Annotated in this window: 11 protein-coding genes; 6 read left to right on the forward strand and 5 right to left on the reverse strand. The window is 68.0% G+C overall.

Annotated elements, in window-relative coordinates:
• Positions 1-3: 3 nt before the first annotated feature.
• The gene (gene arnB, locus CHC02_RS05780) at positions 4-1,143 is read right to left on the reverse strand and encodes a UDP-4-amino-4-deoxy-L-arabinose aminotransferase (protein WP_089390547.1); all 1,140 of its coding nucleotides are present in this window, start codon (positions 1,141-1,143) and stop codon (positions 4-6) included.
• 360 nt (positions 1,144-1,503) lie between these two features.
• Here arnB and CHC02_RS30710 point away from each other — a divergent pair, with 360 nt between their 5' ends.
• From CHC02_RS30710 to CHC02_RS05800, 4 genes are all read left to right on the forward strand, one after another.
• The gene (locus CHC02_RS30710) at positions 1,504-3,522 is read left to right on the forward strand and encodes an aminotransferase class I/II-fold pyridoxal phosphate-dependent enzyme (protein ID WP_089390548.1); all 2,019 of its coding nucleotides are present in this window, start codon (positions 1,504-1,506) and stop codon (positions 3,520-3,522) included.
• Positions 3,523-3,590: 68 nt separating this feature from the next.
• On the forward strand, positions 3,591-4,379 hold the full coding sequence (locus CHC02_RS05790) for a transporter substrate-binding domain-containing protein (RefSeq protein ID WP_089390549.1): 789 nt from the start codon (positions 3,591-3,593) through the stop codon (positions 4,377-4,379).
• Positions 4,380-4,427: 48 nt separating this feature from the next.
• Positions 4,428-5,138, forward strand: a complete 711-nt coding sequence (locus tag CHC02_RS05795) for an ABC transporter permease (protein ID WP_089390550.1) — start codon at positions 4,428-4,430, stop codon at positions 5,136-5,138.
• Positions 5,139-5,148: 10 nt separating this feature from the next.
• Positions 5,149-5,898 (forward strand): ABC transporter permease subunit, encoded by a 750-nt coding sequence (locus CHC02_RS05800; RefSeq protein ID WP_089390551.1) that lies wholly within the window; start codon positions 5,149-5,151, stop codon positions 5,896-5,898.
• Here the strand turns inward: CHC02_RS05800 and CHC02_RS05805 are convergent.
• Positions 5,895-6,518 carry a TetR/AcrR family transcriptional regulator gene (locus tag CHC02_RS05805; protein WP_089390552.1) on the reverse strand — a complete coding sequence of 208 codons (624 nt, stop codon included), beginning with the start codon at positions 6,516-6,518 and terminating at the stop codon, positions 5,895-5,897. The two genes, CHC02_RS05800 and CHC02_RS05805, sit on opposite strands and share 4 nt — an antisense overlap.
• Before the next feature lie 103 nt (positions 6,519-6,621).
• Between CHC02_RS05805 and CHC02_RS05810 the strand changes: the two genes are divergently transcribed.
• The gene (locus CHC02_RS05810) at positions 6,622-7,635 is read left to right on the forward strand and encodes a M14 family metallopeptidase (RefSeq protein WP_089390553.1); all 1,014 of its coding nucleotides are present in this window, start codon (positions 6,622-6,624) and stop codon (positions 7,633-7,635) included.
• A 102-nt stretch (positions 7,636-7,737) separates the two neighbouring features.
• Here the strand turns inward: CHC02_RS05810 and CHC02_RS05815 are convergent, their stop codons facing one another.
• The 3 genes from CHC02_RS05815 to CHC02_RS05825 form a co-directional block, all read right to left on the reverse strand.
• Entirely contained in the window at positions 7,738-8,181 is a 444-nt protein-coding gene (locus tag CHC02_RS05815; protein WP_089390554.1) for an REP-associated tyrosine transposase, read from the reverse strand.
• 210 nt (positions 8,182-8,391) lie between these two features.
• Positions 8,392-9,975 carry a peptide chain release factor 3 gene (locus tag CHC02_RS05820; RefSeq protein ID WP_089390555.1) on the reverse strand — a complete coding sequence of 528 codons (1,584 nt, stop codon included), beginning with the start codon at positions 9,973-9,975 and terminating at the stop codon, positions 8,392-8,394.
• 113 nt (positions 9,976-10,088) lie between these two features.
• Positions 10,089-11,360 carry a cation:proton antiporter gene (locus tag CHC02_RS05825; RefSeq protein ID WP_089390556.1) on the reverse strand — a complete coding sequence of 424 codons (1,272 nt, stop codon included), beginning with the start codon at positions 11,358-11,360 and terminating at the stop codon, positions 10,089-10,091.
• Between the two features lie 740 nt (positions 11,361-12,100).
• Here CHC02_RS05825 and CHC02_RS05830 point away from each other — a divergent pair.
• Entirely contained in the window at positions 12,101-13,264 is a 1,164-nt protein-coding gene (locus CHC02_RS05830; RefSeq protein WP_089390557.1) for a type III PLP-dependent enzyme, read from the forward strand.
• Positions 13,265-14,003: the final 739 nt, after the last annotated feature.

Genomic DNA, 14,003 nt, shown 5'->3' on the forward strand with positions numbered 1-14,003 from the left:
GGTTCACCGCAGGAGGGTTTCGCAGGCCCCGACCACGCGCGCCAGGTCGGCCTCGGTCATGTCGGGGAACAGCGGGATGGAACACAGGCGCGCCGAGTTCCATTCGGTGGCGGGCAGGCTGAGGCCGGGGAAGCGCTGGCGGTACCAGCTGTGCAGGTGGGTGCCGATGAAGTGGATGCCGCTGCCGATGCCGCGCTGCTGCAGGGCCTGCATGAAGGCGTCGCGATCGATGCCGCAGGCCTGCTCGTCGATGCGCAGGATGAACAGGTGCCAGGCGTGCCGCTGCGGGTAGCCGGGCACGGCCAGCGGCTGCACCGGCAGGTGCGCCAGGCGCTCCCGGTACTGCTCGGCCAGTTCGGCGCGGCGCGCGTTGAGGGCGTCCAGGCGCTGCAGCTGCACCAGCGCGATGGCGGCGTTGATGTCGGTGAGGTTGTACTTGAAGCCCGGTTCGGTCACCTGCGCCTGGGGCTTGCGGCCGTGGCTCAGGCGGTCGTAGGCGTCCACGCCCAGGCCGTGGAACTTCAGGGTGCGCACGCGGTTGGCCAGGGCCTCGTCGTCGCTGACGAACATCCCGCCTTCGGCGCAGGTCATGTTCTTGATCGCGTGGAAGGAGAAGATCGCCGTGCCGCGCGCGCCGACGTGGCGGCCGCGGTAGCGGGTGCCGGCGGCGTGGGCGGCGTCCTCGATCACCGCGATGCCGTGTTTTTCGGCCAGCGCGTAGAGCGGGTCCAGGTCGAAGGCGGCGCCGGCGTAGTGCACCGGGACTATCGCTTTCGTGCGCGGGGTGATGGCCGCCTCGATGCGCGCGGCGTCGGTCATCAGGGTGTCGCGGTCGACGTCGACGAACACCGGGGTGGCGCCCAGCAGGCAGATCATGTTGGCGGTGGACACCCAGGTCTGCGACGGGGTGATCACCTCGTCGCCCGGGCCTATGCCCAGGGCCAGCAGGGCGATGTGCATGGCGCCGGTGGCCGAGGCCACGGCCACGGCGTGCCTGCAGCCGACGTAGTCGGCGAAGCGCTGCTCCAGCAGCTGGTTCTTCGGGCCGGTGGTGATCCAGCCGGAGCCGAGCACTTCATTGACGGCCTGGATTTCCTCGGCGCCGATGCTGGGCCGGGAGAAGGGGAGGAAGGGGTTGTCCATGCACTTCACGGGGTGGTGGCGATTCTCTGGGCTCATGCTCGCCGAGCGATCGTTAAGAACCCGTTATGGGCGTGTTCGAAAAATGTCGCGGCGCCGCCCGCACCCTCGCGGGGCAGGGTGATGGGGACCGCGCGGGCCGCTTCGGGGGCTCCGCCAGGCTCGTCGGCACCTGCCGCGCCAGGCGCCGGAACGGGGCCTGGAGGGCGCGGCCGCTCTATTGCGGGGCAAATTGAACGATCGCTCGAAATGGCCGGAAAACACTGTTGAACACTCGTTCATTCGTGGTTATGGTGATGCCACGCCCCGCGGCCTGGCAGCGTTCCAGCCACGGGTTCTCCGTCATTCGGGTGAGGTCCGTGCATGCGTTATTCGTCGCTTGTGGACAGGATGGTCGGGCCGGGCGCAGCCGCCTGGGATATCCACTACGCCGCCGTGGCGGCGCAACGCGCCGGGGAGGATGCGATCGTCCTCAGCGTCGGCGATCCGGACTTCGCCACGCCGGCCTTCATCACCGACGCCGCGGTGGCCGCGCTGCAGGCCGGCGACACCCACTACAGCGACGTGGCCGGGCGAGCGGAACTGCGCCAGGCCATCGCCGACCTGTACCGGCGACGCTTCGACCTGCCGCTGGGCGCGGACAACGTCATCGTCCTCGCCGGCGCGCAGAACGCCCTGTTCGCCGCCGCCCTGTGCCTGCTGGAGGCCGGCGACGAAGTCATCGTCTTCGACCCGGTCTACGTCACCTACGAAGCCACCCTCAAGGCCACCGGCGCGAAGCTGGTGGCGGTGCCGACCCCCGCCGGCAACGGCTTCCGCCTCGACGCCGCGGCCCTGGAGGCGGCCATCACCCCGCGCACCCGGGCGATCTTCTTCGCCAACCCGAACAACCCCACCGGCGTGGTCATGCGCCCCGACGAGCTGCGCGCCATCGCCGCCGTCGCCGAGCGCCACGACCTCTGGGTGGTGGTGGACGAGGTGTACGAGGCGCTGACCTTCGAGCAGCCGCACCAGAGCTTCGCCGCGCTGCCGGGCATGGCCGCGCGCACCCTGAGCCTGGGCAGCCTATCCAAGTCCCACGCCATGACCGGCTGGCGCGCCGGCTGGATAGTCGCCGAGCCGACGCTGGTGACGCACATCGAGAACCTGGCGCTGAACATGCTCTACGGCCTGCCCGGCTTCGTGCAGGAGGCCGCCCTGGCAGCGGTGCGGCAGCACGACCAGGTGGCCGCCGGCATGCGCGAGGTCTACCGCCGCCGCCGCGACCTGGTCGTGCAGCGCCTGGCGCGCAGCCCGCGGTTGCAGGTGCTGAGCCCCGAGGCCGGGATGTTCGTGATGGTCGACGTGCGCGGCACCGGCCTGAGCTCCCTGGACTTCGCCTGGCAGCTGTTCCGCGCCCGCGGCGTGTCGGTGCTCGACGCCGCCGCCTTCGGGCCCCAGGCCGACGGCTTCGTGCGGCTGTCCTTCACCCTGGCCGACGAGACCCTGGCCGAGGCCTGCGAGCGCATCCTCGCCTTCGTCGAGGGCTTGCCTGAACCTGTAGGAGCGGGCCCTGCCCGCGAATCGCGCGCAGGGCGCGCTCCTACACAGAGCGTACCGGCACAGCCCGCCGGCAAGCCGGTGATCGAAGTCCGCGACCTGCACAAGCGCTTCGGCCAGTTCGAGGTGCTCAAGGGCGTGTCGCTGTCGGCCCGCGAGGGCGGCGTGGTGTCGCTGATCGGCGCCAGCGGCTCGGGCAAGAGCACCCTGCTGCGCTGCATCAACATGCTGGAGGTGCCCAACGCCGGCAGCGTCAGCGTCGATGGCGAGACCATCCGCCTCGACCAGGACCGCCACGGCGAGCCGCGGGTGGCCGACCAGAAGCAGCTGACGCGGATCCGCTCGCGGCTGGGCATGGTGTTCCAGAACTTCAACCTGTGGCCGCACCGCACGGTGCTGGAGAACCTGATGGAGGCGCCGACCTTCGTCCTCCACGAGAGCCGCGCCGAGGCCCGCGAACGCGCCGAGGCGCTGCTGGCGCGGGTGGGCCTGGCGGAGAAGCGCAACGAATACCCGGCCTTCCTCTCCGGCGGCCAGCAGCAGCGCGTGGCCATCGCCCGCGCCCTGGCGGTGCGGCCGAAGGTGATGCTGTTCGACGAGCCGACCTCGGCGCTGGACCCGGAGCTGGTCGGCGAGGTGCTGCGGGTGATCCGCTCGCTGGCCGAGGAGGGCCGCACCATGATCCTGGTGACCCACGAGATGGCCTTCGCCCGTGACGTCTCCAGCCACGTGGCCTTCCTCCACCAGGGCCTGATCGAGGAGGAGGGCACCCCCGGGGAGGTCTTCGCGCGGCCGCGCAGCGAGCGCTGCCGGCAGTTCGTCAACGCGCACCAGAATCGCTGAACCGGCCGCGGCGCGGCCACCTGACAAGCTTCTAGCACGACAAACCACAAGAAAGCGGAAGGGGCATCATGAACAGACAGGGTCTTTGCGGTTGGTTGGCGGGTGCGGCATTGCTGGCGGCGGGCATGGCCAGCGCGCAGGCGGAGACATTGCGCTTCGCCCTGGCGGCGGAGCCCTACCCGCCATTCTCGGTGAAGCAGCCGGACGGCAGCTGGAGCGGCTTCGAGCCGGACCTGATCCACACGCTCTGCGCGCAGATGCAGGCGCAGTGCGAGATCGACGAGGTGGCCTGGGACGGCATCATCCCGGCGCTGCTGGCGAAGAAGGTCGACGTGATCTTCAACTCCCTGTCCATCACCGAGGAGCGCGAGAAGCAGATCGCCTTCAGCGTGCCCTACTACGACACCCCGGTGGCGGTGGCCGCGCCGGCCGCCAGCGACATAGTCGTCAGCCCCGAGGGGCTGAAGGGCAAGGTGATCGGCGTGCAGATCTCCACCGTCAGCTCCAACTACCTGAAGAAGTACTACGAGAAGATCGCCGACGTGCGCTACTACGACACCCAGGACTCGGTGAACGCCGACCTGGTGGCCGGGCGCATCGACCTGATGATGGCCGACGGCATCGCCGTGAACACCTTCCTCAAGTCGCCCGATGCCCAGGCGGCGGGCATCGTCAGCAAGGGCGAGGTGCCCCACGACCCACTGTTCGGCCGCGGCGTGGGCGCCGGCCTGCGCAAGGACGACACGGCGCTGAAGGCGAAGCTGGACGAGGCCATCGGCAAGCTGCTGGCCAGCGACGACTACAAGGCGCTGTCGGACAAGTACTTCGGCCTGAGCGTCGCGCCCAGGCAGCCGTGATGAACCGGTGCCGCCCGCCGGGCGGCGCCGTCGTTCGAGGAATTCGCCATGCAATCCTATCTCGACCTCGTCGGCTTCGGCGCCCAGGGCTGGGGGCCGGCGCTGCTGCGCGGGCTGCTGGTCACCCTGCAGATTTCCTTCGGCGCCTTCCTGGTCGGCATGCTCATCGGCCTGGGCGCCGCCAGCGCCAAGCTCAGCGGCTCGCGCCCGCTGGCCGCCATCGCCCGCGGCTACACCACCCTGTGCCGGGCTGTGCCGGAGCTGCTGCTGATCCTGCTGCTGTACTACGTCGGCTCCATGGGCCTGAACCAGCTGTTCGCCTGGCTCGGCCACGGTGACGTCAAGCTCGATGGCACCGTGGTCGCCATCGCCGTGCTCGGCCTGGTGCAGGGGGCCTACGCCTCGGAAATCTTCCGCGGCGCCATCCAGGCCATCCCCTACGGCCAGATCGAGGCGGCGCGGGCCTACGGCATGCACGGCTTCGGCCTGTTCCGCCGGGTCACCCTGCCGATCATGGCGCCCAACGCCCTGGCCGGCATGGCCAACCTGTGGGTCAACCTGATCAAGGACAGCGCGCTGATCAGCGTGGTGGGCACCAACGAGCTGCTCTACACCGCCAAGCAGGCGGCCGGCTCGACGCGCAGCTACCTGACCTTCTACCTCACCGCGGCGGCGCTGTACTACCTGCTCACGGTGCTCTCCAACCTGTTCTCCGGCTGGCTCGAGCGGCGCTTCCGCCGCTGGATACCGGCGGTGTGAGGGGCGCGCGATGAGCGATCACTGGATATTCGCCTACGGCAGCCTGCTGCTGCGCGGCCTGGGCACCACCCTGTCGCTGCTGCTGGTCAGCGCCGTGCTCGGCTTCGCCCTGGCGCTGCTGGTGGCGCTGGCGCGGATGTCGCGCAACCTGTTCGTGGCCAAGGCCAGCCTGGCCTTCACCAGCGTCATCCGCGGCACACCGCTGCTGGTGCAGATCTACACCTGCTACTACGGCCTGGGCAGCCTGTTCGCCACCTACCCGCCGATCCGCAGCAGCTTCCTCTGGCCCTACCTGCGCGACGGCTACTGGTACATCGTGCTGGCGCTGGTGCTGTCGGTGGGGGCCTACGTCGGCGAGGTGGTGCGCGGTGGCCTCAGGGCCGTGCCGCGCGGCGAGCTGGAAGCCGCCGCGGCCTTCGGCATGCACCGCCGCCTGGTGCTCTACCGCGTGTGGCTGCCGCGGGCCATCCGCCTGCTGCTGCCGACCCTGGCCGGGGAGACGGTGCTGCTGCTGAAGTCCACCGCGCTGGCCTCGACCATCGCCGTGGTCGACCTGCTCGGCGCGGCCAACGTGGTGCGCGCGCAGACCTTCCAGGTGTACCAGCCGCTGCTGCTGGTGGCGGCCATCTACGTGTGCCTGACGTTCATCATCGAGGGCCTGTTCAACCTGCTGGAGGGGGCCACCCCGGTGCGCCGCGAGTCCACCGCGCCGCGCTCGCGCGCCGGCTTCCTGTTCTGGCGGCGCAAGGCGAAGGCCTAGGCGTAGGCGCCGCGGCGCAGGCCCTCGACCCAGTGGCGGCTGAGCTGCAGGCCGTCCTCGGCGCTGAAGGTGGTGGGGTTCAGGCACCACTCCAGCCACAGGCCGTCGAGCATGGCCGACAGGCCGATGGAGGCCAGGCGCGGGTTGGCGATGGCGAAGCCCTCGCTGCGCGCCAGGTCCGTGATGAGGGTTTCCAGCAGTTGCAGGTAGGCGCGGTAGCCGCGCTCGTGGGCGTCGTTGACCGGCGTGGAGTGGCGGATGAGGCTCCAGAACACCACCCAGGGGCTGAGCAGGTCGGGGTCGAGCACGCCGGGCGAGAAGGAGCCGACCAGGAAGGCGTCCAGGCGCGCGGCGGGGTCGCTGCCGGCAGCGGCGACGCTCTCGCGCAGCGACTGGGTGACCTCGGCGGCGAGGGTCTCGTAGGCCTGGGCCACCAGCGCCTCGATGCTGCCGAAGTGGTGGTTGACCAGGCCGACGGCCACCCCCGCCTCCCTGGCGATGCGCCGCACCGAGATGCCGGCGTGGCCATCGGCGACCAGGCACTTGAGGCAGGCGCGCACCAGGTCGTCGCGGCGTTCCCCGGGCGTGGCGCGGCGGGCTTTCTGGCGGGGGCTGTCCACGCGGGGAGTTCCTTGTGCGGGGCGCCGGGGCGCGGTGGGTGGAATCGATACTAGGGGGCGCCGGGCAAGTTTGCCACGCCCCGCGACGAGGGAGGAGGCAAGCATGATCGAAGACGTATCGCTGCGGGTGACGGGGGATTCCGGCGCGCCGCTGCCGGTGCCGGCCTGGCGCATCGACGGCGGCCGGCCGGGGCCGCGGGTGCACCTGCAGGCCGGGGTGCACGCCGACGAGATCGCCGGCATGCTGGTACTGCACCAGCTGCTGCCGCGGCTGCGCCAGGCGGCGGAGCAGGGCCGGCTCAACGGCAGCGTGACCCTGGTGCCCCAGGCCAACCCCTTCGGCAGCGGCCAGTTCCGCCAGGGGCGCATCCTCGGCCGCCATCACGAAGCGACGGCGCGCAACTTCAACCGCGGCTTCCCGGCCTCGGCGAAGGCCACGGGCACTGTGGACAACCTCACCGACTGGCAACGCCAGCTGGCCGCCCTGGCGGCGCCGGCGGACATAGTGCTGGACCTGCACACCGACGACGAGGCGCTGCAGTACCTCTACGTCCACGAGCGCCTGTGGCCGGCGGCACGGGACCTGGCCGCGGCGCTGCGCGCCGAGCTGGCGATCATCTGGGAAGGCGACAGCGACGGCGCTTTCGAGGAGGTGGTGATCGAACCCTGGCTGGCCGAGGGCCGCCTCGACGGGCGCCTGGTGGCCACGGTGGAGCTGCGCGGGCAGGGCGACGTCAGCGATGCGCTGGCGCAGCAGGATGCCGATGGGCTGTGGGCCTTCCTCTGTGGGCGCGGGGTGATCGACGAAGCGGTGGAGCTGCCGGCCTGGAAGGGCGTGGCAGTGCCCATGGGCTTCATGGAAACGCTGTTCGCCCCGGTGGCCGGGGTGCTGGTGTTCGAGCGCGAGCTGGGCGAGGCGGTGCAGGCGGGCGAACGCTTCGCCCGCATCATCGCAAGGCCGGGGGACGCGGAGAGCGAAGTGGTGCTGCGGGCGCCGCAGAGCGGCCTGTTCGTCACCCGCTATCGCGACCGGCTGATCCCGCGCGGGGCGATAGCGGCGAAGTTCACCGGCTCGGCGCCGTCGAGCACCTGGAGCTCCGGCGCGCTGGATCCCTGACGCGATACCGCTTTTCGTAGGAGCGAGCTTGCTCGCGAACCAGCCCCGCTGCGGAGTCTGTTTGAGCGAGCAAGCTCGCTCCTACGAAGAGCCCCTGCGGCATCACAGCCAGATGGCATTCCAGAAGGGGTAGTCGGCGACGCGTTTCACCAGGCCGGCACGTATCGGATTGGCGATGATGTAGCGGGCGACGGCCTTGAGGTCTTCTTCGCGTCGCAGGGCTCGGTCGTGGTAGCCGGATTGCCAGGCTTTTCCTGTTCGCCGCGAGGCTGCGTTGATGGCGATAGCCGTTCGTGATTTGAAGCGTCGCATCGCGCGTTCCAGGCTCTCTTCCTGAAGCTGGAGCAGCCAATGGAGGTGATCCGGCATTAGTACCCAGGCCAGAGTCCGTAACTCCTCGGCATGGTGGATCTGCCGGCAGACCTGGCAGGCGGTCGCCCAGTCCTCGAAGAGACGCTCGCGATGGGGAGTGACCGTTGTGACCAGGTAAATCTGACCGGATATGGAATGACGGCCCTTGCGCAGGTCCTTTCCGTGGAAGCCCATGGGGTGCTCCATGCTTGGGTGACGCTGGGAGCATGGCAGGAAGAGGTATCGGATTTATCCGGGAAGGGAGGTGTGTGGGGCGGTTCGCGAGCAAGCTCGCTCCTACAGGTCGGGCGTGGCACCTGCTTTTCGTAGGAGCGAGCTTGCTCGCGAACCCACCCCAAACGAAAACGCCCGCACAACGGCGGGCGTTTTCGCAAGGCACCGAACTCAGTGGTGCTCGCGGGTGGCGCGGAATTTGATGTCCGGCCAGCGCTCTTCCATCAGGCTCAGGTTGACGCGGGTGGGGGCCAGGTAGGTGAGGTGGCCGCCGCCGTCCACGGAGAGGTTCTCGAAGGCCTTGTCCTTGAACTCCTTGAGCTTCTTCTCGTCCTTGCACTCGATCCAGCGGGCCGACCAGACGTTGATGTTCTCGTAGGCGCACTCGACCTTGTATTCCTCCTTCAGGCGGCTGGCGACCACGTCGAACTGCAGCACGCCCACGGCGCCGAGGATGATGTCGTTGTTGCGCTCGGGGAAGAACACCTGGGTGGCGCCTTCCTCGGCCAGTTCCTGCAGGCCCTGGCGCAGCTGCTTGGACTTCAGCGGGTCCTTCAGGCGCACGCGGCGGAACAGTTCCGGGGCGAAGTGCGGGATGCCGGTGAAGCCCAGGTTCTCACCCTCGGTGAAGGTGTCGCCGATCTGGATGGTGCCGTGGTTGTGCAGGCCGATGATGTCGCCGGCGAAGGCTTCCTCCAGCTGCTCGCGCTCGCTGGAGAAGAAGGTCAGGGCGTCGGCGATCTTCACGTCCTTGCCCAGGCGCACGTGGCGCATCTTCATGCCCTTCTCGTACTTGCCCGAGCAGATGCGCATGAAGGCGATGCGGTCGCGGTGTTTCGGGTCCATGTTCGCCTGGATCTTGAACACGAAGCCTGTGAACTTCTCCTCGGTGGGCTGCACCTCGCGCTCGTGGGTGGCGCGCGCCAGCGGCTGCGGGGCCCAGTCGACGATGCAGTCGAGCACCTGGTCGACGCCGAAGTTGCCCAGCGCGGTACCGAAGAACACCGGGGTCATCTCGCCCTTGAGGAAGGCTTGCTTGTCGAATTCGTGGCAGGCGCCCTGCACCAGTTCCAGCTCTTCGAGGAAGTTGTCGTAGAGGTCGCCCAGGTGCGCGCGGGCCTCGTCGGAGTCCAGCTTGTCGATGACCTGGGTCTCGATGCGCTCGTGGCCGTGGCCGGGGACGTAGACGATGATCTTGTCCTGGGCCAGGTGGTAGACACCCTTGAAGTCCTTGTAGCAGCCGATCGGCCAGGTGATGGGCGCGGCCTTGATCTTCAGCACCGCCTCGATCTCGTCGAGCAGTTCGATGGGGTCGCGGATGTCGCGGTCGAGCTTGTTGATGAAGCTGACGATGGGCGTGTCGCGCAGGCGGCAGACTTCCATCAGGGCGATGGTCCGCGGTTCCACGCCCTTGCCGCCGTCCAGCACCATCAGCGCCGAGTCCACCGCGGTCAGGGTGCGGTAGGTGTCTTCGGAGAAGTCTTCGTGGCCGGGGGTGTCGAGCAGGTTGATCATGTGCTCGCGGTAGGGGAACTGCATCACCGAGGTGGTGATGGAAATGCCGCGCTGCTTCTCCATTTCCATCCAGTCGGAGGTCGCGTGGCGGTCGGACTTGCGCGACTTCACGGTACCGGCGACGGCGATGGCCTTGCCCATCAGCAGCAGCTTCTCGGTGATGGTGGTCTTGCCTGCGTCGGGGTGGGAGATGATCGCGAAGGTACGGCGCTTGGCGACTTCGGCGGCCTGGATGGTCATGGGTGCGTGCCTGCTGGAGTTCGGTGACGGCGGGCGCGGACGGCCCGGAAAAGCGCGGGATTATAACCCAAAGCCTTGCGTCGCCAGCAGCCGCGGCGACGCAAGGCCGGACTTCAATGCTCGTCCGCCGCCGGGCGTGCCTCGCCACGGTAGATGGCGCGCACCAGCGGGCCGATGGACAGGCCCTGGAGCAGGATGGACACCAGCACCACCACGTAGGTCAGGCTGAGGATCAGGTCGCGCTGCTCGCCCAGCGGCAGCGACAGCGCCAGGGCCACCGAGACGCCGCCGCGCAGGCCGCCCCAGACCAGGATGCGGATGGTCCCGCGCGGCACCTGGCGGCCGCCGGCCTCGGTCTGGCGCAGCACCAGGATGGCCGGGGCCACGGTGAGCAGGCGCGAGACCAGCACCGCGCCGCCGAGGACGAAGGCGGCCACCACGTGCAGCCAGTTGAACGGCAGCAGGAGCAGCTCCAGGCCGATCAGGGCGAACAGCAGGGCGTTGAGGATTTCGTCGATCAGCTCCCAGAACTTGTCGACGTAGCGCCGCGTCTCGTCGGACATGGCGTACTGGCGGACGTGGTTGCCGATGATCAGCCCGGCCACCACCATGGCGATCGGCGCCGACACGTGCAGGCGCGCGGCCAGGGCGGCGCCGCCGATGACCAGGGCGAGGGTCAGCATCACCTCCACCTGGTACTGGTCGATGCCGCGCATCATCAGGAACACCCCGTAGCCCAGGGCCGCGCCGAACAGCACGCCGCCCACCGCTTCCTGCAGGAACAGCCAGGCGGTGGCCGAGACGGTGGGCGCCTCGCCGGCTTGGAGGATGCCGAAGAGGATGGTGAAGACCACCACCGCGGTGCCGTCGTTGAACAGCGACTCGCCGACGATGGTGGTGGCCAGCGGCTTGGGCGCGCCGGCCGAGCGCAGGATGCCGAGCACGGCGATGGGGTCGGTGGGCGAGATGAGCGCGCCGAACAGCAGGCAGTAGATGAAGTCCACGTGCCAGCCGAACAGGGCGAAGGTGTAGTAGGCCAGGTAGCCGATCACCGTGGTGGCGATCAGCACGCCGACGGTGGCCAGCAGGCCGATGGGCCACTTGTAGTTGCGCAGGTCGCCCAGGTTCACGTGCAGGGCGCCGGCGAACAGCAGCGCGGGCAGGAACCAGGTCATCAGCACCTCGGAGAAGTCGATGCGGCGGATGATCTCCTGCATCTCCACCTCCAGCACCGGGTAGCCGGCCATCGACAGGCCCTGGGCGATGAGCGAGAACACCAGCGCCGTGGCCATCACGCCGATGGTCGGCGGCAGCCGCACGAAGCGGTAATTCACGTAGGTGAGCAGGGTGGTGAGCGTGATGAACGCCGCGGCGAGGTCGAGCATGATGCGGGTACTCCTTGGCAAGGCAAGCGGGCCGGCCCCAGTGACCTATCCCTGGGTCGGGGGCACGCGGAAAAGGAACCGGATGATAACCGGATACGGCGGGCGCGTTGGCGAACGCCGGGGTTTCGTCCGACAGGGGCGGGGAGTATGGGTTCCTCCCGTGGGTAGGGTTTCCGAGGCTGGCGCGCGAACTTTCCCCAACGAAAGGTGCATGGCGACGCTTCGGCTGAACCCTCGCCGTTGTCCCCGGTCTGTCAAAAAGAAGGGGGATGATCGGATCGATCCGAACGTGCGTCCGATACCCCTGGAACGCCCAGGCTGTGCGGTATTCCGTGCATTTTGTCGAGTATCTAGAACAGTCAACCGGCCAGGCGACAAAGGGATTCGGGAAAGCGGCAATTTCTGGTTGAACTCGCGGACTTCAGGTCCTAAAGTTCGCGCCCGAACGTCCATGCTGGAAACGATCCATCCGGCTCAAGTACTGACGACGAGAGGTCGCCTCTGGTGCCCTGCGACTCCCGCAACCCTCTCCTGGCGTTGTTGCTCCGCCTTGCCGTAGGTCCACTACTGTCTGCGGCGAAGCGCCTAGCCATGAGAGGGTTGCAGTAGCCGCTGGAACATCGGAGGTCTGATCCTCGGCGACATGCCTTGGGAAGTAGGCGAACCAAAGTGGGGAAACGGATTAGACGTTCAGCTTCACCCCTACGTATCCATGTGTTTTGCCATTGGGAGTCCCAACCATGTCCATCAAGGTCGAGGATTACTTCGCCCCTGAAACCTTCCAGCGCATGAAGGCATTCGCCGACAAGCAGGAAACCCCCTTCGTCGTCATCGACAAGCAGACCATCGCCAACGCCTACGACCAGCTGACCCACTGCTTCCCGTTCGCCAAGGTGTACTACGCGGTCAAGGCCAACCCGGCCACCGAGATCACCGAGCTGCTGCGCGACAAGGGCTCGAACTTCGACATCGCCTCGATCTACGAGCTGGACAAGGTGATGAAGACCGGCGTGGGCCCGGAGCGCATCAGCTACGGCAACACCATCAAGAAAGCCAAGGACATCCGCTACTTCTTCGAGAAGGGCGTGCGCCTGTTCGCCACCGACTCCGAGGCCGACCTGCGCAACATCGCCAAGGCCGCGCCGGGCTCCAAGGTCTACGTGCGCATCCTCACCGAGGGTTCGACCACCGCCGACTGGCCGCTGTCGCGCAAGTTCGGCTGCCAGACCGACATGGCCATGGACCTTCTGATCCTCGCCCGCCAGTTGGGCCTGGTGCCCTACGGCATCTCCTTCCACGTCGGCTCGCAGCAGCGCGACATCTCGGTGTGGGACGCGGCCATCGCCAAGGTCAAGGTGATCTTCGAGCGCCTGAAGGAAGAAGACGGCATCACCCTGCAGATGATCAACATGGGCGGCGGCTTCCCGGCCAACTACATCGCCAAGACCAACGACCTGGAAACCTACGCCGAGGAAATCATCCGCTTCCTCAAGGAAGACTTCGGCGACGACCTGCCGGAGATCATCCTCGAGCCGGGCCGCTCGCTGATCGCCAACGCCGGCATCCTGGTCAGCGAAGTGGTGCTGGTGGCGCGCAAGTCGCGCACCGCGGTGGAGCGCTGGGTCTACGCCGACGTGGGCAAGTTCTCCGGCCTGATCGAAACCATGGACGAGTCGATCAAGTTCCCCATCTGGACCGAGAAGAAGGGCGAGATGGAAGAAGTGGTGATCGCCGGCCCGACCTGCGACAGCGCCGACATCATGTACGAGCACTACAAGTACGGCCTGCCGCTGAACCTGGCCGCCGGCGACCGCCTGTACTGGCTGTCCACCGGTGCCTACACCACCAGCTACAGCGCGGTGGAATTCAACGGCTTCCCGCCGCTGAAGGCCTTCTACATCTAAGCCGCTGGTGAGTCGAAGAAGCCCCGCGATGCGGGGCTTTTTCTTTGGGCGTTCGTTGCTCGTGCGCCGCGATGCGCTAGACCCATGGGGCCATGGCGATGGGTATCACTCATCCTACGAAGGCGTTTTTCCTGTTCCGTAGGAGCGGACTCCGTCCGCGATCGCCGGACGTATCGGCGCGATTCGCGGATGAGATCCGCTCCTACGCTGCCGCACCTACGCCATTCCATGTAGGAGCGCGCCCTGCGCGCGATTCGCGGGCAGGGCCCGCTCCTACAGTTCGCCGTGAGGCACGGTATCCCCCTGTGGAGCGGACCTTGTCCGCGATAGCCGGAGGTGTCGGCGCGATTCGCGGATGAGATCCGCTCCTACGCGACCCCAGCCACGCCATTCCATGTAGGAGCGCGCCCTGCGCGCGAATCGCGGGCAGGGCCCGCTCCTACAGTTCGTCGTGAGGCACGGTATCCCCCTGGAGCGGACCTTGTCCGCGATAGCCGGAGGTGTCGGCGCGATTCGCGGATGAGATCCGCTCCTACGCTGCCCCACCTACGCCATTCCATGTAGGAGCGCGCCCTGCGCGCGATTCGCGGGCAGGGCCCGCTCCTACAGTTCGCCGTGAGGCACGGTATCCCCCTGTAGGAGCGGACCTTGTCCGCGATAGCCGGAGGTATCGGCGCGATTCGCGGATGAGATCCGCTCCTACGCTGCCCCACCTACGCCATTCCATGTAGGAGCGCGC

Origin of the sequence: Pseudomonas delhiensis (assembly GCF_900187975.1) — a bacterium.
Classification (GTDB): Bacteria; Pseudomonadota; Gammaproteobacteria; order Pseudomonadales; family Pseudomonadaceae; genus Pseudomonas; species Pseudomonas delhiensis.